Here is a 22,589-nt window from a genome sequence, read left to right on the forward strand (position 1 = left end):
CTCCTTTGTAAAAAATCTTTTTCATAAATACTTTCCTCTGCCGGAGCGTGGTGCTCCGGCTTTTTGTGTGGATGAACAGGATGATCTATGTTAAAATAGGAAAAGAACAAAAAGATAAAGAGGTTGAAATCATGACGAAAGAAAAGCTGACGTTGGAAATAATAGAAAGACTTAGAGAGGAGTATCCGGATGCAGATTGTACGCTCGAGTATGAAAAAGACCAGGCATGGAAACTGCTGGTCGGTGTGAGACTGGCCGCACAGTGTACGGATGCAAGAGTCAATGTGGTCGTGCAGGACCTGTACGCCAAATATCCGGATGTGAATGCACTTGCAGATGCGGATGTGGACGATATTGAAAGGATCGTAAGACCATGCGGACTTGGGAAGAGCAAGGCAAGGGATATCAGCGCGTGCATGAAAATTATCCGGGATGAGTATGACGGCATGGTGCCGGATGATTTTGACGCGCTTTTAAAACTGCCGGGAGTGGGAAGAAAAAGTGCCAATTTGATCATGGGAGATGTGTTTGGAAAGCCGGCCATTGTGACCGATACGCACTGTATCCGCCTTGTAAACCGGATGGGGCTTGTGGACAACATCAAAGAGCCGAAAAAAGTGGAGATGGCACTGTGGAAACTGGTTCCTCCACAGGAGGGCAGCAATTTTTGCCACAGGCTTGTGTATCATGGAAGAGATGTATGTACAGCAAGGACAACTCCGCACTGTGACAAATGCTGCATTGCGGATATTTGTCCGAAGATCGGAGTAAAGTAAAAGGACAATGAATTAAAAAAGGGGCGGGCACTTTGTGCCAGGCCCCTATTCAATCATGCTGATTCCTTTTTCCAAAGTTGCTTTGTCGATCGCGCCCTGTGCGCCTGTGACTACATTTCCATCTTTGTCAAGAAAATAGGTGGTCGGGAAAGCGGAAACTCCGTACGTGTAGACAGCCTCCTGGCTGGTGTCATAGTAGACAGGGAAGGTGAATTTTCCTTCCTCAACGTATTTTTTTCCAGCCTCCAGTGTCTCGCCCATAAATCCGACCGTATCCACCATGACGAAGGTGATGTCATCTTTTCTGGACTGATATACTTCTTCAAACTCCGGCATTTCCTGTTTGCACGGAGGGCAGTTGCTGTTCCAGAAATTAAGTACGATCGGTTTTCCAAAAAGGCTGTGCAAGGATACCTCTTTTCCGGATACATCATATACACTAAAGTCAGGTGCCTGCATGGACGAGGAACCGGCTCCCTCATTGGAATCGGAAGTATCGTTTGCATTGTCCGTTTGTTCGGATGATGCATTTTTTTTGTCTGTATCCTTCGTTGTATTTGCCTCTTTGAGCACATTTGCCTGCCCTTTGTCCTTTAATGCCTGGTATGCAATGACACTGCCCGCGATCAGGATAATAAAAACTGCCAGCAGAAGGATAAATTTTTTCTTTGATTTCATGATACACTCCTCCAAAATTACTATGCTAAGAAAAACAATAATTTGCTAAGCCATCCCGCGGCCATCGCAATGCCGACGATGATGAGAAGAATTCCGCACACTTTGTTGATCACACCATAATGCTTTTTGATCCAGGTAAATGCGGACTGCAGCTGCTTAAGAAGGATGGCGCTGAAGAAAAACGGCACGCCAAGTCCAAGTGAGTAAGCGAGTAAAAGCAGCACTCCTTTGAGCACGGAACCCTGCTGGGAGGCAAGCATCAGGGCGGAGCCTAAAAAAGCGCCGACACATGGTGTCCAGCCAATGGAAAAGATCATGCCAAAGATGATCGCTTTGAGAAAATTCATATTGTGGACATTTGCCTCGTGGTTATTTCCATGGAAAAACGGAAGACGGAAAATGCCAAGAAAACTAAGCCCGAACAATACAACGATAAGTCCGCTCACAAGATTGACGATCGTCTGGTGAGAGCGCAGCATCATGCCGATACTTCCGGCAAATGCGCCCATCACGACAAAGGCAATGGTAAAGCCAAGGATAAACCCCGAGGCGTTTATAAGGATGCGCCGTCCCTTTGCATCCGGTTCTCCCCCGGCCAGATAGGATACATAGACCGGGAGCATGGGGAGAAGGCATGGGGAAATGAAGGTGATCATGCCCTCTAAAAAAGTAATCAAAAATTCCATATGTCTGCTCCTTTAATTGATATCGTAATGTCTATAGATAATCATAAAATCCTGCTTTTGTAAAGTGATGAAATCACAAAAACAGCCGCGGAAAAATCATGGCCGCGGCTGTGGTCATTCAAGAATGCTAAACGGGGAAACGTATTTTCCGGCCTTTTCATATTGCTCCAAAGTCATGGTGATCTTCCCCTTTTCCAGTTTGATGATACCATCGTCTTTCAGTCTTGCAATCGTACGGTTGATGGTCTTCACAGTGACCCCGATCTCCTCGTACAGTTCCTGTCTTGTAAGAGGCACGGTAATCTGTCCTTTTTGGCGGATGCCGTTTGCATTGGCATAGCGTGTGAGAAAATCAAGGAGAAGGAAATGGGGCGGATAAAAAAGTTTTGCCCCGCGGTTGTAGGAGGAGCGGTAGAGTTTGAAAGCGACTTTGCGGGACACAAGTCTTAAAAAGTGGATGTCCCTGGAAATCCAGTATTCAAAATCTTTTCTGCTCATATAAATGATCGTGCTCTCTGTAGTCGTCTCAATAGTAACAGAGGTCCTTGGTTTCTCTGCGAGTATAGTCACTTCGCCGATAAAATCAATCGGTTCATTTCTTTCGATCATGAAAACATTTCCGTTTTCAAATTCATTGATCACCCGGTGTTCTCCGGAAGCAACAATGCCAAAATAGTCCAAAGGCGCGTCTTTTTGGTGGATGATATAGCCTGGCGGATGTACCTTTACCACGCATCTTTGCCGGATGTCATCCGGCATTGTCTGTATGTACTCTTTAAGTTCCGGCACTTTTTTTAAAACGTCGTCGATCGTCATGAAAAACCCTCCTCTTTGTTTCAACATTATAATACAAAAAAGGAAAAAAATGTTCAAAATCTTCCCATTTGTCCTTTTTTTCTGTGCCTGTTCCCGGATATAATAGGGCGAAAAATGAGAATACGAGGGAGAAAGTAATATGGAAAAACAATCTTACCCATCACTTGGGGCGCGCGTGAAGAACGAGTACAAAGTTTATATTCTTGGATTTCTGTTTATTTTGATCGCAGATTCTATCGGACAGATTCAGGTGCCGATGGGACCTGGGACATTTATTTTGTTCCCGATTTTTTATGCGATCATTCTTGGGATCCTTGTAGGACCGCAGGCTCTTAAGATTTTGAAGAAAAAGGAAGTTAAGGCGGCATCAAGCCTTGTCATTGTCGGAATCTGTCCTTTTATCGCAAAACTTGGTATCAATGCAGGAGCAAGTCTTGAGACTGTGATCTCAGCAGGGCCGGCGCTTTTGTTTCAGGAAATCGGAAATCTTGGGACCATTTTCCTGGCCCTTCCGGTTGCACTGCTTTTAGGGCTAAAGAGGGAAGCAGTCGGAGCGACACATTCTATCAACAGGGAGACAAACCTGGCGCTTATCACAGATATGTATGGCCCTAATTCACCGGAGGCAAGGGGAAGTCTTTCTATCTACATTGTAGGTGGAATGGTGGGAACCATTTATTTTGGATTTTTGACATCAATGGCCGCGGCAACCGGATTCTTCCACCCGTATGCGCTGGGAATGGCGTCCGGTGTGGGAGCGGGAATCATGATGGCGAGCGCAACGGCATCACTGTCCGCCATCTATCCGTCCATGTCTGAACAGATTTCAGCCCTGGCAAGTGCAAGTGAGACATTGTCCGGCATCACGGGAATCTATGTGGCGATCTTTGTGGGGATTCCGCTCTGCAATAAGCTGTACGATATATTGGAACCAAGGATCGGAAGGCTTGGGAAAAAGAACAAGGAGGAACAATAATCATGAGATATGTAGAATGGATCGTACTGTTTATTCTGGCAGGACTTGGAATCGCACTTGCAAACTTCGTTGGATTTCAGGTCGGCTTTCTGGAATCCCTCCCTGGGATCCTGGTACTTCTTGTCATCTCTTTGCTGGCAGTGGTGTGCACAAAAGTGATCCCTTTGAAACTTCCGATCGTGGCGTACTGCTCCATCATCGGCTTGTTGGCAGCATGCCCGATCTCACCGATCCGGGAGTTTGTCATTGATGCTGCAGGAAAGATCAATTTCACTGCACCGATCACTTTGGTAGGTGCGTTTGCGGGGATGTCCATCAGCGACCAGATTAAGACATTTGTGAAACAGGGTTGGAAAATGATCATCATTGGAATTTTTGTCATGACAGGTACATTTGTGGGTTCTGCCTTGATCTCACAACTTCTTTTGAAACTGACAGGCACGGTTTAGAGACAGGTGGTGTGTCTTTATGCTAATTAAGAATACAATGATTTTGGATGAAAACCTGAACATTCAGGAGAAAAAAGATATCCGGATCCGGGATGGAAAAATTGCAAAAATCGGGGAACAGCTGTCCTTTGAGGAAAAGGAGGAAGTGCTGGAAGGGAAAGGTTTCCTTTTTATGCCAGGGCTCATTGACAGCCATATGCACACAGGGCAGCAGCTGCTGCGAGGAAAAGTGCTGGATGAGATGCCGATGATATGGACAAGGGTCATGCTGCCTTTTGAGAGTACACTGACAGAGGAAAAAATGAGGCTTAGTGCAAAGGTGGCTGCTCTTGAAATGATAAAATCCGGGACCACCGGGTTTGTGGATGCAGGAAGCTATTTTATGGAAACAGCGGCAGAGGTTTATGAAAAATCAGGTCTTAGGGGCGCACTGTCCTACTCCACCATGGATCAAAAAGGGCTGCCAAAAAGTATTGAGGATAATGCGGACAGTGCCGTGAAAAAAACAGACGAGCTATATGAGAGTGTGCATGGAAGGGGAAATCTGAAAGTGTATTATTCTCTGCGCTCCCTGATATCCTGCTCAGAAGAGTTGATGGAGAAGGCGGCCATGAGAGCTTTGGAGAAGGAAACCATGCTGCAGGCGCACATGAATGAATATCCGGGGGAAATCAATTATTTTCTTGAGCACTATAAGATGAGACCGTATGAATTTTTGGAGAGCAGAAAGCTGTTGGGCGAAAACTTTCTGGGTGCCCACAGTCTCCTTTTATCAGAGGATGAGATGGAGATCTTAAAAGAGCGGAAAGTGAAAATTTGTCACTGTCCGTTCAGCAATTGTGGAAAAGCTGCTCCAAAGACGCCGCAGCTGTTGAAAAAAGGAATTTCCGTAGGCCTTGGGACAGACGGAACCGCGCACGGGGGAATGAGTCTGTGGAATGAGATGAAAATTTTTCGGTCCATTGTGAACCTTGTACAGGGGGTGCCTCTGGCAGAGCCGAAGATCATGCCGGCAGGGCAGATTTTAAAGATCGTTCTCGAGGGCGGAGCAAAGGCGCTCAACGAAGAAGGCAGTCTCGGAGTATTGAAAGAGGGCGCAAAAGCGGACATCATTGGGATCCGGCTGATGCAGCCACATCTCCTCCCAAGCGGAAATCTTGTAAACACGCTTGTGGAGAGCGTAAACGCAGGGGATGTTTCCCACATGATCGTGGGAGGAGAGCTGCTCATGAAGGACAGAAGGGTGCTGACTATGGATGAGGAGGAAATCCTCTTTGAGGCAGCCAAATATCAGAAGGGAGAACTTGGATGGTAGTGGAGATACTCATTATTGCCGCGGCCAATCTGGTCATCGGAGGACTGATCGGGATGACCGGGATCGCCGGTTTTCTTTTGCCTATGCTGTATGCAGGATATCTGCATATGAGCGTGACGGAAAGTCTGGCGCTTAGCTTTTTTGCATTTTTGATTTCAGGAGTGCTTGGCTCAAGAACTTATTATAAGAAAAAAAACTTGGACATGCCGCTTGCGTGGACATTGAGCGCAGGCAGTTTTTTGGGGGCTTTGCTGGGCGTGTTTTTGAATGTGCAGATACCGGAGGATAAAGTCAAGATCTTGCTGTACCTGGTGGTTCTGCTCTCAGGAATTTCCATTCTTCTTAGAAAAGAGCCAAATGAAACACGGAAAGAAAAAGGGAATTTATTAAAAAAATATCCGGCAGCAGCAGTGGTATTGGGGGTTCTGACAGGTGCAGTGTGTTCCATGTCAGGTGCAGGGGGGCCGGTTCTTGTTATGCCGCTCCTTGTGCTGTTCGGAGTAAATGTGCGCATGGCAGTGGGGATTGCCTTGTTTGATTCCATTTTTATTGCCATCCCTGCGGGCGTGGGATATTTTCTTCAGTGCAAAATGGAAACCCTGCTTGTTCCCCTTCTTGTCTCTGCGCTCGCTCATGGGATCGGCGTGTATGCAGGAAGCAATCAGGCTGAGAGAATTCACCAGGGAGCACTGAAAAAAGGAATTGCCGTCTTCTCTGTTTTGATAGCAATCTGGAAGTTGATAGGGTAAAGAAGTAGCTGAATATGATAGGTTAAAGCATAGGGCTGTGGCAACGGAATAACTTAGGGCTAAAAAGTGTTCCGGGTCATAGCCCTTTAAAATTAAAAAGTGTTTGAAAATAAAAGACTTTTAGATGCTATAACTTTGAAACAAACAAATGATTGTGCAATAAGAATAAAAACATACAAAAATAATGTGCAAAATGATGAAAAATAAATATAATAGTTATTTCTATTAACAAATAAAGCGGATGTGTTATAATATATTCGCCAACAACAAAATGAGGAAGCTACGAAAGGAAAGGTGTATGGAATGGGGAAACGAGGAAAAAAGGCCTGGAAAAAGGCAGGCGCGTATTCTCTTGCAGCAGCAATGGCCGTATCATGCCTTCCGGGTATGCCGCTGAAAGCAGCGGACAGTAACATGATCGGTGTGTCAAAGACGGCGGACAATTTAGCGCAGACAGATGAGACGAAAGCAGACGAGGAGTTAGTTCAAGGACTGCTAAAAGCAGCTCCGGCCTGGGCGAATCTGACGAAACAAGGGGACATTGACTGGGTGCACATGGATTCAGATCAATTTGGAAATTTTAACCGGAAAAATGTGACAGAACCTGGCATCACTGATATGACATTGATAGGACAGCAGGACTATGTGACAGGAAATTCTCAGAGCGAATTTGTCTACAGTGATGGAATGTCACCGATGATGTCAGAGGAGAACAACAGAAAAGCGCTTGTGTTTACAGGGCAGGGGAACGGATTTTCCTTCCATGTTCCTGCCAGTACACAACAAAGATATCTGGATATCTACACAGGAGCATGGGCAGCGGATATCAAAGTGACAGTTTCCGTAAATGGAGAGGAGACATACAGCAATGTGTTCGGCAGTGAAGATACCACATCCGGAAGTCCTGCAAAATATCAGGTACTGGAGCTGGATTATCACACAGAAAGTGAGGACGATGAAGTCGTTGTCACTGTGATGGTCGATCAAGTTTACGATGCAGTATACGGAAACATGAATATCGGGGGCATTACTCTTGGAACAAAGCGTGTAGTGGATGACGGCAGCCTTGTCGGAGGAGAGATGAAAGCTGCTCCTGCATCTTCCAATCTGACATCGGACGGAAAGCTGGACTGGTTTTATTTAAATAATGCAAATCTGCAGGATTACAACAGAAAAGCGGTGGATGAGCATCTGATCAGTGATGTGACATTAATAGGAAGGTCACAGAGCGATCCGATCAGCGAAAAAGCAAAGACGGCGTTCATTTACTCGGATGGAATGACGCCTAAGGAAGAAAGCGGAGGACACCGCGCATTTGTATTCCAGGGCGAGGGAAGTGGAATTGAGTTTACCCTTCCTGGAAGTACGGACATGAAATATGTAAGTCTGTATGCAGGGGCATGGGCATCGGATGTAAAAGTGGAAGTGCTTGTAAATGATAAGGTTCAGTACACCACAAGTTTTGGAAGTTCCAACACAACACCGGATACGACAAACTATCAGGTGGCAAGGCTGCAATACCAGACCGCAAAAGAAGATGATGTGGTAAAGGTGCGTGCAGTGGTGACAAAAGTATACGACGCTCAATGGGGCAATATGAACGTGAGTGCCGTGACTGTATCTGACGAGGCGCCTGTCAATCTGGATGAGACGATCAAGACCGATAACTGGGAGATCAATTTTTCAGGCGGGGAAATACAGTCTTTGAAAACAAAGATTAGCGGGGAAATGTACAATATCCCGGTTCGGACAGATAAATACAGCGGGTTTGCGTGGACATTGAACGGAACAAAAGTGGGTCTTCCGTTTGTGGAAGAGCAGGATGACGGAAGTCTTGTGTATACCGGAAACTATAAACAGAACGGACAGGATCTGACCTTTACCATGCACTATACTGTCAACGAAAAAGAGCAGCTTGTCGTGACCGCGTCCATCAAAAACAATAAAGATGAGGATGTGGACATTGAGCAGGCCAGCATTCAGCTTGGGTTCAACACTTATCTGGAAAGATATCCGGATTACAATGACCAGCTTTTCCCGACACTGATAAGATGTGAAAAGACTCATGCATGGGGGTATTTCTCAACACCGTCAGGAAGACTGATGACCATATCCACGGACAATCCGGTTGCATCGTACACATTGGACTATGAAAGCGGAGCGCACCGTATTTATTCCGCTTCCCTGGATGTTTTACAGTCCGGAAAATTGCCGGAGAGACATCCGCAGGATTTGGATCATCTGAAGGCAAAGGAAGAGAAGACATGGAATATTTATCTGCAGCCAGTGGAAGAGATAAATGATACAAAAAGTGTAAAACCTGTTATCGCAGAAAATTCACAGCTGCCGATGTTTGATGCAGACCGTTATACATTGGCGCAGGAGGAGGAAAGCCAGATCACGATTTTATCGGAATCTCCGATCGTGGATGATGAACTGAAAGTCGAAGATCCGGATGGAAATACATCCGCACTTTCTGTGAAAGAAGAGTCTGAAGGGGTCTACAAGGCAGTATTTGAGGCTGGAGAAAAGACGGAGGGCGTCTATAAAGTCATGGCAGAAAATGAGGCCGGATATCTCAGCGAAATGACATTGAGCATCCGTAAAGACTGGTCCTGGTATATTAAGAAAGCAAGGCAGGCAGCAGTGGAGGCTCCTCAGAAGGGAAGCTCCCATGCAGAGACTTACTATGGTTTTTACTCCGGTTATGTGGCAAAGAAATATTTCCCTGACGATGAGCTGGATGAACAGATCGATGCAAAATTTGAGGAAGTATATCCTTTGATGTACGATGTGAACACAGGTATCCCTACTTCCTGGCAGGACCGCATCCAGAACCACTCCACAACACTCGGGATTTCAGTCGATCAGTATGAAAGCTCCGGAAATATGGAAGATCTGGAGCGCGCGGAGGGACTGGCTGATTATCTGATGACAAAACAAGGCGAAGATGGAGGATATTACAGCGGAAGCACAGACTATACTTCTGTTATCTATCCGGCAAAATCCATTATGGAGCTTACGTATGTGGAAAAGGATCTGATGAACGATGAGTCCCTGAGTGAGGAAGACAGGGCTTACTATAAAGAAAGATATGAACTGCACATGGATTCCCTGACAAAAGCCATGGATAAACTGGTGCGTGTGGATGGAAACTTTGACACAGAAGGCCAGGGGACCTTTGAGGACGGTGCAAACTCCTGCTCCATCACACAGTTGTCAGAATTTGCGCTGATGTTCCCGGAGGGAAGTGAGCAGAGAGAAAAATATACTAAAGCTGCGGAAGAATATATGAAACGCCATACTTCCCACCAGCAGTCCGTTATTCCGGATTCCCGCATGAACGGAGGTACCCTCCGGTTCTGGGAGGCACAGTATGATGTGGAGATGGGAATTACATCCGATGCGCCGAACATGATGAACTCCCCGCACGGATGGTCTGCATGGAGTATTTACGGATTGTTCAATCTCTATGAGTTGACAGGAAATACAGACTATCTGGAACGCGGTATGAATGCCATGGGGTCCTGTGCACAGCTGATGGGATATGATGGTATTTTGAACTGGGCATTTATCGCGGATCCGCAAAGACATACGAAATTCTTTGTAAAAGACGAAGAGGCATCTGAGGGCGAGAAGATCGTAGGAAAACATGTGGATAAAGTGATCGGCGAAGAGTATGTGCCAATGATCAGTTACTGGTGGAAAGCGCCAAAGAATACCTATGTAACCGGATACACAGCAATGGGCGGAGGACAAGGTTCCTGTTGTGACAACGATGTGCACGAAGTATTTAAAGCAATGGGAGAAGTTGCCCTCACAAAGGCATATGTTGTGGAAAAGGAAGACGGAAGCTTTGAAGCATACAATGCAAAAGTGACTATGGACGGCGAAACAGTAAACATCACACCGGAGGAAGATGTAGTATCCAATGTCAGCGTACAGCTTTTGAGTGATAAGAAAGTTGCTGTAAACTTCTATGACGGAGTGAAAGAAGAGACTGTAAAAGCCGGCAAACCGGTTTGGGTTTCCACAAAAGAAAATGCTGTGGACACAAGCAAGCTTGACAAAGACAGTTCCCTTAAGAACCTGCAGGTTACAGGAGGAGAACTTGATAAAGAATTCGACAAAGACACATATGAGTATGCAGTGGATATCGGAAATCAGGCAGGTGAAGTGACGATCATCCCAACAGTAAACAGTGACAAAGCGATTGTTTATGTAGATGGAAATAAAGTGGAGAGCGGAACAGGATATACGGTAAAACTGGACAGTGCTCTCATGGAAAAAGACATTAAAGTCATTGTAAAATCGCAGATGCAGTCAAGCTCCACAACCTATACCGTGAAAGTATCCAGTATGGGCAGCTGCGAAACAATGTCCACAGAAGGACAGGTTGCGACAGCAGGAAGCCAGCACGCGTCCAGCGGAACGGAAGGCCCTGCATCCAATGTTTTGGACGGAAATACGAGTACGATCTGGCATACAAACTATAGCGGCGGAATCATTCCAATGGAAGATAGGTGGATCGATATTCAGCTCAAAGAACAAGAAAACGTGTGCGGAGTAAGATATCTTCCACGCCAGTCAGGGGACAATGGAAAGATCAAGAAATATGAAATCCATGTAAGCAATGACAATGGAAAGACTTACACAAAAGTTGCAGAGGGAGAATGGGATACAAGCGCATCCTGGAAGACAGCAGCATTTGATGAAGTACAGGCCACCAATGTAAGGATCGTTCCGATCACAACATCAGGGGATTACGCAAGTGCAGCGGAAATCCGTATAATAGCAGCTGGTGAAGAACCGCAGGAGCCGACAGAGATTTCCACGGCAGTTCTTGAGTATGCATTAAGCCTTACAGATGGAGTGAGCACAGACGGCGTGGTTGCGTCTGTGGCGGAAAGATATCAGGCAGCGCTTGACAATGCAAAAGACATTCTTTCAAGAGTACAGTCCCACGATGCAAGCGTAACGCAGGAAATGGTGGACGGCGCATGGAAAGAGCTTATCAGTGCAATGCAGTATCTGTCCTTCAGACAGGGCGACAAGACGGACCTTGGAAAGGTTATCGCGCTGGCAGATGAGATGAATGGCAACCTGGATTCTTACCTGGATGCAGGAAAAGATGCATTCACAAAAGCGCTGACAGCAGCAAAAGCAGTGTATGAAGACGGGGATGCAATGCAGGAAGAAGTGGACAGTTCATGGAAGACACTTATGGATGCAATGGCAGGCCTTTTCCTGAAACCGGATAAGAGTGCTCTGGAAACACTGTTAAATAAGGCCGAGAGTTTCAACGAGGCGGATTACGAGGCAGCGGGATTTGCAGCATTCAGAACAGCATTTATGGATGCAAAAGCAGTATATGAAGACGAACAGGCCACTACAAAAGAAGTCAAAGCAGCACAAGAAGGACTTGAGAACGCGATAGCAAACTTGACTTCTGTAAAAGATGAACAAAAAGACTTGGTGGCAGATGCAAATGGAACATCAAACGGAACCGGCGACGAGGGTAAAGATTCAGACAACAAAGGAAAAAGCACAGACAATTCCCTGGGCCAGGCAAAGGGCACAGCAGCAAAATCTGCAAAGACCGGAGACGATACAAACGGCGCGGCGGCGGCAGCGGCATTGGCAGCAGCGGTGGCAGCATTGGCGGCGTGGAAGAAAAGAAAATAAATTTTAGGAACTCTGGAAACAGGGTTCCTTTTTACTTGAGAAAAGTATGACCGATCATATATGGAATACGATCAAGCATTTCCTTATTATGATAGTTTTACCATTATGATAGTTTTACCGAACAGGTATATGATATAATAAATGGGACAAAAAATGATTGAAGTTTAACAGGAATTTTACAAAAACCATAAACAAAAATATTCAATCATGCAATATGATTGTTTCATACAGGAAGGGGTGGTCAGAAAGCGGGAAATTATAGGGAAAATACAGGGCAAGAAAAAGAGGAAAGGAGAAAAACAAAAATGAAAAAACGTAAACTGCTTGCAGGCATCACAGCTGCATGTATGATGTTCACAGCTGTATTTCCGGCAATGGGCATGTCGGCCGCGGCTAAGGAGGAGACGACGATAAAGGCCGGAAGTTTTAATCTGGCTGCGTGCCGAAACTCTACTGTCGCAGAACTGAACGAGGTGATGAAAAAGCATGAAATCGAGATAGCGGGTGTTCAGGAAGTCGACAAAAACACATCCAGAAATCCGATAGATATGCTGGATGAATTTGAAAAACAGGGATATTTTACAGACAGCTATTTTCAGAAAACCATTGATTTCGGTGGAGGAGAGTACGGAATCGGTATTCTTTCCACAGATACCTTGTCAGAGAAAAGCGGAGATGCATTGTTCAGCGAAGGGATTGATGAGCCAAGGGCTTATTCCAGAGCGGTGATCACAAAGGATGGAAAAGATATTGCTTTTTACTCCACCCATCTGACCCATGAGGATCAGGATGTCAGACAAGAACAGCTTGCGCAGGTGCTTGAGATCATGGACAATGACCCAACGCCTTACAAGATCCTTACGGGAGATTTCAATACGGATACTTCCATCAAAGAAAGCTATCCGATGATGGAAAATTACAATATTGTCAATGGGTACAACGGAGAATGGCTGGATACATACAATGGCGATGATGTTGCCTGCAAGGCGATCGACAACATTGTTGTGAGCAGAAACATTGAGATTGTTTCCAAAGGAATTGAAAAAGGGGATTCCTCTGACCACAATCTTCTGTATGCAGAACTGAAACTGCTGGATAAGGAAGTCCCTTCAGACCAGCTTTTAAACCAGCTGATCACGGATGCAAAAGCATTGAAGGAAGAAGATTACAGCGAGGCCGCTATCCGGGCGCTTGAAAAGGCAATAGAAGATGCCCAAAACGCATCACGCACTTCCCAGGCAGCTATTGATGAAGCATGTGAGAATCTCAAGGATGTACTGGAGGCCCTTGGCAGTGTCAATGCCGTGTGGACGATGGATGAGGGGGAAGGACAGACAATTACAGATACAACAAACATCTACACCGGAACCTTACACGGCGGTGTGAGCTGGACAGAAGGAAAATATCATACCGGACTTGCTTTTGACGGTACAGGTTATGTGGATACAGGAATCAAGGAAGACCTGGAAGGTAACTGGACGATCGGTATGTGGGTAAACCGAGGAGAGCATACAGGCAGCAATACGATCTTAGTTTCCGGGAATGCAGGAGAGCTGAAACTGGAGCAGTGGAACAATACCGGAAAGGTAGGAGTTACAGAGTTTGGTGTGGGAGATTATACATTTGATTACAGCGCACCGATCGGAGAATGGGTACATCTTGCATTTGTAGATGACGGCAACGGGATCACTCTGTACGTAAATGGAGAAGAAACTGACCATTTAAATGTTTCCATCAATGGGCCTGTCTCAGGAATTGGGGCAAACAGTGAAGAGGCAGCAGCCGGAGATGAAGGAGGCTACCTGGTAGGAAAGATGGATGAGCTGAAGATCTACAACCGCGCTCTCAATGCAGATGAAATTGCCAAGATGATGGAGAGTTCGAATGAACCTGTAACACCGGGCAAAGTTTCCACAGCGGTTTTGGAATATGCAATTGAGCTTGCAGGAAAAGCAGACACAGAAGGAATCATTCCAATGATCGCAAAAGAGTTTGAGACAAGACTTGCAGCTGCAAATGAAATCCTTGACAGAGTAAATGGCGGTGATACAGAAGTCACACAGGAAGAAGTGGACAATGCATGGAAAGCACTCATCGATATCATGCAGTATCTGGAGTTTAAACAGGGCGACAAGACAGACCTTGAAAAAGTCATTGCATTTGCGGAAAGTCTGGATATGAATGATTATGAGGACGATGAGAAAATGGACGCATTTCTCGAGGCGCTGGACGAGGCACGAGCGGTAAGAGATGATGAGAATGCAATGCAGAAAGAGATTGACAATGCATGGATGGCACTCTTAAAAGCAACCGCAGAGCTGAACCGCAAGTTGGCGGACATGACAGATTTAAACAAGGTGATCGAGTGGACAAGTGCATTGGATCTTGACAAATATCTGGAGGAAGGACAGGAAGAGTTTAAAGCAGCACTAGAGGCAGCCAAGGAAGTTGCAGGAGATATCCTCTCCACACAGAGAGAAGTGGACAGCGCATGGAAGACACTTATGGATGCAGCAAGCGCACTGAGACTGAAACCGGACAAGAGCGCTCTCGATGAACTATTGCAGACAGCAGAAAGCTACATGGCAAAAGAGGGAGAATACGAGGCAGCCGCATTTGCAGCATTCAGGACAGCATATGCGGATGCGGCAGCAGTCTTTGAAAATGAACAGGCAACCGCGGACGAAGTAAGGACAGCCCAAAAGAACCTTGGTGATGCGATCACAAATCTGGATGACAGCATAGCAAAGACAGATGAAAAAGCAGAATTTATTGCAAATGCAGGTGCATCCACAACAAGTGACACAATCAAGAAAGACGTAGCAGGTACAAAGACAACAGAAGTCAAATCCGCAAAAACCGGAGATATGGCAAATCCGGCAATTTTTGCAGCAGCTATTGTGATGGCAGCATGCGCGGCTGCAATGGCGGGAGTGAAGAGAAAGCATAGATAAGCTGTAATGCAAAAAATGAGGGATTTGGGAATTGTTCCCAAATCCCATTTTTGTACTGCTAAATCCAAAATAAAGACGGACGATTAATTTTTTTTGCCATTTCAATAAAAGTGGATTATCATATATAGAAAAGAGGAGGAAGAAAAACATGTATATAGCATCACAGACACGTTATCAATCAATGAAATACAATCGTCTTGGAAACAGCGGATTGAAACTGCCGGGGGTTTCCCTTGGGCTTTGGCACAATTTCGGGGATACTGCCTGCATGGACAATATGAAGGCGCTGTGCACGACCGCATTTGACAATGGGATCACGCATTTTGATCTGGCAAACAACTATGGACCAAAGCCTGGAAGCGCTGAGAAAAATTTTGGCATCATTCTAAAAGAAGAACTGGGAGTGTACAGGGACGAGCTTATCATCAGCACAAAAGCCGGGTATGAAATGTGGGACGGCCCTTACGGCAATTGGGGCAGCAGAAAATATCTTCTGGCAAGCTTAGACCAGAGCCTTCAAAGGATGGGGCTTGACTATGTAGACATTTTTTATCACCACAGAATGGATGCGGATACACCTCTGGAGGAGACGATGGGCGCCCTTTCCCAGGCAGTGACAAGCGGGAAGGCCTTGTATGCGGGACTGTCCAACTATGATGGACAGACATTAAAAGAAGCGGAGAAGATTTTAAGGGAACTTCACTGTCCGTTTGTCATCAACCAGAACCGGTACTCGATTTTTGACAGAAAGATTGAGGAGAACGGATTAAAAGATATGGCAGTGGAGTTGAAAAAAGGGATCATTGCCTTCAGCCCGCTTGCGCAGGGCATGCTGACAGACCGTTATCTCCACGGAATTCCGGCGGACAGCAGGGTGAAGACAGATGGGAGATTTTTAAAAGAATCCTCCCTTACAAAAGAAAAACTTTCCAAGATTGAAAGATTAAATGAACTTGCAGGAAAACGTGGACAGACATTGGCCCAGATGGCGCTTAGCTGGGTACTCAAAGACGGGGCAGTGACAAGCGTGCTTGTGGGAGCCTCAAGGCCATCCCAGATTTTGGACAACATCAAAGCACTGGAAAATACGTCTTTTACAGAGGAAGAATTAAAGATTATCGATAGGATTACACAGGAATAAAAAAGTTGGGCATGTAATTTGAAAGCTGCATGCCCAACTTTTTCTCTTAAAATTTATATCCCGGACGTTTTTTTGGAAAACGTGCGTTTGTACAAAAATATTCCCAGGACTGCAACCAAACATTCTGTGGCCGGGAATGCAAGCCAGACTCCTGTCATATTAAATAGGAAGGAGAGCAGGAACGCGATCGGGATGATCAGGAAAATTCCCCGGAGAAGAGAAATGATCTGAGCCGGCGTCGCTTTTTCCGTGGATGAAAAATACATGGAGAGGATGATATTGAATCCTACAAATAAAACAGCTGTAAAATAAAGTTTCAATCCCTGTACAGCGATCGTGTACAGAGCTGCATTGTTTTCGCTGTTAAAAAGCTGTGCGATCGGGCCTGCAAAACCAAACAGGAACGCGTATAAAATAACGGACAGGATGGACATGGAAATCATGGCGTACCGAAGGAGACCGCGCGCATCCTTCCAGCAGGACTGCCCGTATGCCTGGCTTGTCAGCGGCTGAATGCCCTGGGCAATTCCGTTGTAAATGGAGACCACCACAAGGGAGATATTTGCTACCACTCCATATGCCGCGACTCCGGTATTTCCTTCCAAAGAGAGGATGATCTTGTTGAAAGTGATCATGACAATCCCGGAGGAAAGCTGGGCCACAAGGGATGGAAATCCAAGGGAGAGAGTGCCAAGGGCCATTCCTTTCACCGGAGTTTCCTTTGTAAAATGGAAACCACGTCTTTTTGAGCGCCAGTGCAGTAATCCCATCATACAGATGCTGGTGACAGGGGAAATCCCTGTTGCAAATACAGCTCCGAAGATGCCCATTCCACAAGGGAAGATAAAGATATAGTCAAGGATGATGTTGGCGAAACTTCCCGTGACGGTAGCGATCATGGAGAGTCTTGGGTTTCCGTCATTCCGCACAAAGCAGAGCATAATATCATTGCAGATAAAAGCAGGGGAGAACAAAAGAAGAACCTGAAGGTACGTATTTGTCATTTCAAATACTGCTTTGTCTGCGCCAAGAAGTCTGGACAGAGGGCCGGAAAAGAAAAGCCCTGCTAAGGCAAATAAAACAGCTGCAGCGATAGCCAGGCGGATGGTTGTAGTAAATGCCTGATCAGCCTCTTTTTCTTTTTTCTGGCTTTTGTAGATTGAGTATTTGGTAGCCCCGCCCATGCCAAGCATCAGACCTGTGCCATTGATGAAATTGTAGGCCGGAATGGCAAGGTTCAATGCAGCAAGACCGTTTGTACCGACTCCCTGGGCAACAAAGAAAGTGTCGGCCAGGATATAGCAGGAGATGCCGATCATCCCCAGGATACTGAAAGATGAGTATCTTATAAATTCTCTAAACAGTGTTGTCTGTTTCATGTTTTAAAATCCCCCTTTTCCCATAAGAAAAGCGCTGATATTTTGCATCTACAAGGCCTACTGATGCAAAAGTCAACGCTTTTAACTTACCCGGCGGCAAGTTCTTAAATCTTATATAAAACTCATGATTAGGATAGCAAATAAAAAAATTCCCGTCAAGAAAAAATTATTTTTCTTCGTATCCGGACAGTGCGGATACGATTTTTGGAAAATCCATCATATGAGAGGATTTTACAAGTATGGTATCCCCTTTTTCCAGGATGTCTGTAAACACGGACAAAAACTCTTCCTTTGTGGAAAAGTGATATGTCTTTGTGTGACTTCGTGAAACCTCATTTGCACCGTCTATGTATTCTGCGGAAATGGAGCCGATGCAGACAAGGACATCTACCTTTTTTTGAGCAGCATAAATTCCAACTTCTCTGTGAAGGGAGCGTTCCTGAGACCCAAGCTCACCCATGTCTCCAAGAATAGCGACTTTTCTTCCTTTTGCCAGGGAGAGTACGTCCAGAGAGGCTTTCATGGACACCGGGTTTGCGTTATAACAGTCATCAATGATATCAAACGTTTCTGTGCGGATAAAATGGTTTCTTCCTGCAACCGGAACAAGGGACTCGATCCCTTCCCTGATCTCCTGGGGAGTAAGGCCAAGAAGAGTACCGACAGCAGCGCCTGCAAGTGCATTGTATACCATGTGTGTGCCTGGAATAGAAATATGTGTATTGATTTTGTTCTCTTTGGAGTGGAGCGTACACGTTGTTCCTTCAAGGCCAAGATCCAGAATCTCATCTGCATAAAAATCAAATCCAGGATTCAGTCCAAAGAAATAAGGAGCTTTTCCCTTCACCTCTTTTACCGTAGAGAGCATGTCATCGTCTCCGTTTAAGACAACAGAAGAATTTTCTGCTAAATGATCAAAGACTTCTGTCTTTGCCTTTAAAACCCCGGCTCTGTCGTGCAGCTGCTCCAGGTGGCATGGGCCGATGTTAGTTATGACACAGATATCCGGCTTTGCAATTTTTGCCAGACGGTGCATTTCTCCAAAGTCACTGATTCCCATCTCAAGAACAGCAATTTCATGCTCTTTTTGAATGCGGAACACAGTCAGCGGCAGACCAATCTCGTTGTTGAAATTTCCTTCTGTCTTTAAAACATTGTATTTTCTGCACAGAACGGAGGCGATCATTTCCTTTGTGCTCGTCTTTCCAACACTTCCCGTGATCCCCACAACTTTGATATCAAGTGAAGAGCGGTAATGTTCTGCCAGGTCTTTTAAAGCCTGTTCACAGGATGAGACAAGGATGTAAGGGAAGGAGACGTCTGTAAGTTCCTGTTCAGATAAAGTACAGAGCGCACCTTTCTCTTCCATAACTTGAGGGATGAAATCGTGGCCGTCCACGCGGGCTCCCTTTATTGGCACGAAAAGAAAATCTTTTTTTATTTTTCTGCTGTCAATGGCAACGCCGGAAACTTCTTTTTCCAGAAACGCCAAGTCTCCGTGATATACACCTTTGCAGGCAGAAGTAATCTCTTGTAAAGACATATGCTCCATAACTTTAACATCCTTTCTTTTCATAGCGTGCCATGGATTTCTCAATGATCATTTCACAAAGTGAAGTATAGTCGATTCCGGCGGCAGCGGCTTCTTTTGGCAGAAGACTTGCAGGTGTCATGCCAGGAAGGCTGTTCACTTCCAGACAATAGATATTGCCGGATTCATCAAGAAGAAAGTCTGCCCGTGAGTAAACATCCAGTTTCAGAGCATGGAAAGCACTCACAGCAGCGTCCTGCATTTTTTTTGCAGTCTCGTCGTCAATGTGTGCAGGACAGATCTCTTCGGTGCAATTGTCCTGGTATTTGTTCTTGTAGTCAAAGAATCCGCTCTTCGGAATGATCTCAATGACAGGAAGTGCTTTCCCGTCAATAATACCGCAGGCAAATTCGCGGCCCTTGATGTATGGTTCGATGATGATCTCATCTTCATAGAGGAAGGAGTCGGCAACCGCTTTCTCGTATTCTTCCTCTGTATGTGCAATATAAACACCAATGCTGGAACCGCCGCAGCACGGTTTTACGACAACAGGCAGCTCAAGGCCAAGGGAGGACAAAGAGGTGTCCGTCTCATTTTTAAATGCCCATGTCCCGCCAGGTGTCGGAATGTTGTTTTTCTGGAAAATCTGTTTTGTGATCCCTTTGTCCATGGCAAGAGCGCTGCCAAGGTAATTCGGCCCGGTATAGCGGATGCCGAGCACATCAAAGGCTGCCTGCAGTTTCCCATTTTCTCCGATATCTCCGTGAAGACCCATAAATACGATATCCGCCATGCGGCAAAGTTCAATGACATTTGGTCCGAGCAAGGATGGGGACTGGTCCGGGCGGCTATTGCGCACAGCCTCCAGATCCGGCTCGCTGTCTTTGATATTGTTTGCAATCTCAAGACCTCCTCCCGGAAGTGTGAAGACTTCATTTAACTTCGCAGGATCATACGGAAGTCCCATGAATACATCCAGAAGGAAAGCATGATGCCCGTGCGCCCTCAAGGTGCGGCAGATGCCGGCTCCGGATGTCAGGGATACATCTCTTTCCGTGCTCAGTCCTCCGGCTAATACGATAATATTCATTATTCTCAATCTCCTTTTTTATTTTACGAATTTACGCTCATCTGGTCGAGGAGCTGTTTCTTTACCTGATACAGGCTGTCGGATAAATCAACGTGGACGCGGTGCGGGTTAAAAAGACGTTTTGTTTCATCCCACAAAGTTTCCTTTTCCTGGTTACAGTAAGCTGCGATCTCCATGACGCTTGGGGATTCATAGACACATTCTCCGTGTACGAACACAGGAACCATGATCTCGCGCATCGTGTAGGTGCCGCCTTTTAAGAGCGTCTTTTTCCATGTCTCGATAGGGTCAAACAGAAGCAGATCTTGGGAAGGATCGTATACCTCGTCCGCAAAGCAGATCAAGTCTGCTTTGATCTTTCCGCTCTCTTTATCATAGATGCGGAAAATGGTTTTATTCCCAGGATTTGTAATTTTCTCTGTATTTTCGGAAAGTTTGATTTTTGGGACAAACTCTCCGTCCTTGTTCTGGATGGCGGCAAGCTTGTACACTCCTCCAAAAGAAGGACAATCCTTGGAGGTGATCAAATTGGTTCCAACTCCCCAGGAAGTGATCGCTGCTTTCTGCATTTTCAGGTCATGGATGAGGTATTCATCCAGGTCATTGGAGGCGGAGATGACCGCATCTTCAAAACCTGCAGCGTCCAGCATGGCCCTTGCCTTTTTGGAAAGATAGGCAAGATCTCCGCTGTCCAGGCGGATACCGTAATTTTTCAGCGCGATTCCGGATTCTTTCATTTCCGTAAAGACACGGATGGCATTTGGAACCCCGGACTTCAAGGTGTCGTACGTGTCCACAAGAAGAAAACAGGAATCCGGATACAAATCTGCGTATGTCTTGAACGCTGTATACTCGTCCTTGAAACTCATGATCCAGCTGTGGGCATGGGTTCCTTTCACCGGGACGTTGAAAACCTGCCCGGCCAGCACATTGGAAGTTCCCACGCAGCCTCCGATCATGGCAGCTCTTGCCCCGTAAAGCCCTGCATCCGGGCCCTGGGCGCGGCGAAGTCCAAATTCCATGATACCGTCACCCTGGGCTGCATACACAATGCGCGCAGTCTTTGTGGCGATGAGTGACTGGTGGTTGATAATGTTTAAAATAGCTGTTTCCACAAGCTGCGCCTCCATGATCGGTGCAATGACTTTCAGGAGAGGTTCTCTTGGAAATACGACGGTTCCCTCCGGAATAGCGTAAATATTTCCGCTGAAGTGGAAACCGCTCAGGTAATGAAGAAAGTCTTCGCTGAACATATTCAACTTCCGGAGATAATCCACATCCTCATATGAAAAATTTAAATTTTTTATATATGAAATGACTTGGTCAAGACCGGCAGCGATCGAATAGCCGGACTTACATGGGTTTGCACGGAAGAACACATCGAAGACAACGGTCTCGTTTTCCTGGCTTTCAAAGTATCCCTGCATCATGGTAAGCTCGTATAAATCGGTCAACAAGGTTAAATTTTGTGAATTCATAGGCTACACTCCTTTTTGCATACTTAGCTCATTATAGCACGCATAATTTTAGAATACCATAGGCAGGGCGCATGAAAAGTGTTGTTGAACAGGTGGAAATATATTATAATGATGAAAAATCAAAATGAAGGAGAGACATTATGACGCCTATTTATGAGGTAAACACAAAGCATTCCAAAGAAATGCTGTACCGGTTTATAGATTTTGATTACAAGCAAAGACATGCCAGGATCCCGATGCATCTTATCGTGTTTGGAATCTGCTGTTTTACAGTGGCAGCCCTTCTGTACAGACATTATGGGCAGATCGGAAGTTCTATTCCATGGATCTGTGTCGGAATATTACTCGTGCTGCTTGTATTTTTGCGCAGACCGATCGCGTTTTTGAAACTATCCACACAGGATGAAAACTATGAAAAGCAGAATGTGATCGGGTTTCATTTTGGACACAGTGAGTGGACTGTAAAAAACGAAGACCAGATTTCGCGTATTCAGTACAGCGAGATAAACGGACTGTACAAGGATAAGAAATATTATTATATCAGCACAAAAGAAAACGAACTCTTTCTTCTTCCGTTTCAGGATTTTGTAAAAGGAGAGTTCAAAACATTCCAGGAATTTGTAGAGCAAAAATCAGGTATACAAACTCAGGATCTGGCATTGCCGTTTAAAGAAAGATACAAACGAAAACTTGCTCAGATAAAAGCAAATCAGGCAAAGGCAGACGAAGCATGGGAAGAACAGCGCCAGAAGAACCGTGAGAAGGCGATGGAAAAGAAAAGACAGCGGCAGGAGAGAAAGAAAAAGTAGAGATCAGGAAAACAGACAAGGCGCATCCCTGAAAGGAGTGAAGGCTCCAAAGAAGGGAGGGCCTTTCTTTATTGTAT

Annotated in this window: 16 protein-coding genes; 9 read left to right on the forward strand and 7 right to left on the reverse strand. The window is 45.6% G+C overall.

Translation table 11 applies throughout. From position 1 onward, the window contains the following. Nucleotides 1-131: 131 nt before the first annotated feature. Nucleotides 132-776, forward strand: a complete 645-nt coding sequence (locus B5F18_RS08305; protein ID WP_087157233.1) for an endonuclease III domain-containing protein — start codon at nucleotides 132-134, stop codon at nucleotides 774-776. A 45-nt stretch (nucleotides 777-821) separates the two neighbouring features. Here the strand turns inward: B5F18_RS08305 and B5F18_RS08310 are convergent, their stop codons facing one another. The 3 genes from B5F18_RS08310 to B5F18_RS08320 form a co-directional block, all read right to left on the reverse strand. Next, the gene (locus B5F18_RS08310) at nucleotides 822-1,454 is read right to left on the reverse strand and encodes a TlpA family protein disulfide reductase (protein ID WP_087157211.1); all 633 of its coding nucleotides are present in this window, start codon (nucleotides 1,452-1,454) and stop codon (nucleotides 822-824) included. Nucleotides 1,455-1,474: 20 nt separating this feature from the next. After that, on the reverse strand, nucleotides 1,475-2,140 hold the full coding sequence (locus B5F18_RS08315) for a cytochrome c biogenesis CcdA family protein (RefSeq protein WP_087157212.1): 666 nt from the start codon (nucleotides 2,138-2,140) through the stop codon (nucleotides 1,475-1,477). 114 nt (nucleotides 2,141-2,254) lie between these two features. Next, the gene (locus B5F18_RS08320; protein ID WP_087157213.1) at nucleotides 2,255-2,956 is read right to left on the reverse strand and encodes a Crp/Fnr family transcriptional regulator; all 702 of its coding nucleotides are present in this window, start codon (nucleotides 2,954-2,956) and stop codon (nucleotides 2,255-2,257) included. Nucleotides 2,957-3,095: 139 nt separating this feature from the next. On the opposite strand from B5F18_RS08320, the gene B5F18_RS08325 reads away from it, so the two are divergent. From B5F18_RS08325 to B5F18_RS08355, 7 genes are all read left to right on the forward strand, one after another. Then, complete coding sequence (locus tag B5F18_RS08325) at nucleotides 3,096-3,932, forward strand: DUF3100 domain-containing protein (protein WP_087157214.1); 837 nt, start codon at nucleotides 3,096-3,098, stop codon at nucleotides 3,930-3,932. A gap of 2 nt (nucleotides 3,933-3,934) precedes the next feature. Beyond that, on the forward strand, nucleotides 3,935-4,381 hold the full coding sequence (locus B5F18_RS08330) for a hypothetical protein (protein WP_087157215.1): 447 nt from the start codon (nucleotides 3,935-3,937) through the stop codon (nucleotides 4,379-4,381). A gap of 19 nt (nucleotides 4,382-4,400) precedes the next feature. Further along, nucleotides 4,401-5,696 carry an amidohydrolase family protein gene (locus B5F18_RS08335; RefSeq protein ID WP_087157216.1) on the forward strand — a complete coding sequence of 432 codons (1,296 nt, stop codon included), beginning with the start codon at nucleotides 4,401-4,403 and terminating at the stop codon, nucleotides 5,694-5,696. Continuing rightward, nucleotides 5,690-6,445 (forward strand): sulfite exporter TauE/SafE family protein, encoded by a 756-nt coding sequence (locus B5F18_RS08340; protein WP_087157217.1) that lies wholly within the window; start codon nucleotides 5,690-5,692, stop codon nucleotides 6,443-6,445. The genes B5F18_RS08335 and B5F18_RS08340 overlap by 7 nt, the downstream gene beginning before the upstream one ends. A gap of 303 nt (nucleotides 6,446-6,748) precedes the next feature. Beyond that, the gene (locus B5F18_RS08345; RefSeq protein ID WP_087157218.1) at nucleotides 6,749-12,130 is read left to right on the forward strand and encodes a discoidin domain-containing protein; all 5,382 of its coding nucleotides are present in this window, start codon (nucleotides 6,749-6,751) and stop codon (nucleotides 12,128-12,130) included. Nucleotides 12,131-12,435: 305 nt separating this feature from the next. Next, nucleotides 12,436-15,084: a LamG-like jellyroll fold domain-containing protein gene (locus B5F18_RS08350; RefSeq protein ID WP_087157219.1), complete on the forward strand. Its 2,649-nt coding sequence runs from the start codon at nucleotides 12,436-12,438 to the stop codon at nucleotides 15,082-15,084. 148 nt (nucleotides 15,085-15,232) lie between these two features. Next, entirely contained in the window at nucleotides 15,233-16,225 is a 993-nt protein-coding gene (locus tag B5F18_RS08355; RefSeq protein WP_087157220.1) for an aldo/keto reductase, read from the forward strand. Nucleotides 16,226-16,278: 53 nt separating this feature from the next. Here B5F18_RS08355 and B5F18_RS08360 read toward each other — a convergent pair whose 3' ends face one another. The 4 genes from B5F18_RS08360 to B5F18_RS08375 form a co-directional block, all read right to left on the reverse strand. Continuing rightward, a complete protein-coding gene (locus tag B5F18_RS08360; protein ID WP_087157221.1) occupies nucleotides 16,279-17,604 on the reverse strand; it encodes an MATE family efflux transporter in 1,326 nt (441 codons plus the stop codon). Between the two features lie 166 nt (nucleotides 17,605-17,770). Then, on the reverse strand, nucleotides 17,771-19,156 hold the full coding sequence (locus tag B5F18_RS08365) for a UDP-N-acetylmuramoyl-tripeptide--D-alanyl-D-alanine ligase (protein ID WP_087157222.1): 1,386 nt from the start codon (nucleotides 19,154-19,156) through the stop codon (nucleotides 17,771-17,773). Nucleotides 19,157-19,160: 4 nt separating this feature from the next. Continuing rightward, nucleotides 19,161-20,225, reverse strand: a complete 1,065-nt coding sequence (locus B5F18_RS08370; protein WP_087157223.1) for a D-alanine--D-alanine ligase family protein — start codon at nucleotides 20,223-20,225, stop codon at nucleotides 19,161-19,163. 23 nt (nucleotides 20,226-20,248) lie between these two features. After that, nucleotides 20,249-21,703 (reverse strand): nicotinate phosphoribosyltransferase, encoded by a 1,455-nt coding sequence (locus B5F18_RS08375; RefSeq protein ID WP_087157224.1) that lies wholly within the window; start codon nucleotides 21,701-21,703, stop codon nucleotides 20,249-20,251. Nucleotides 21,704-21,843: 140 nt separating this feature from the next. Between B5F18_RS08375 and B5F18_RS08380 the strand changes: the two genes are divergently transcribed. Continuing rightward, nucleotides 21,844-22,512 (forward strand): YcxB family protein, encoded by a 669-nt coding sequence (locus B5F18_RS08380; protein WP_087157225.1) that lies wholly within the window; start codon nucleotides 21,844-21,846, stop codon nucleotides 22,510-22,512. Nucleotides 22,513-22,589: the final 77 nt, after the last annotated feature.

It is taken from the genome of Lachnoclostridium sp. An181 (genome assembly GCF_002160325.1).
GTDB lineage: Bacteria > Bacillota > Clostridia > Lachnospirales > Lachnospiraceae > An181.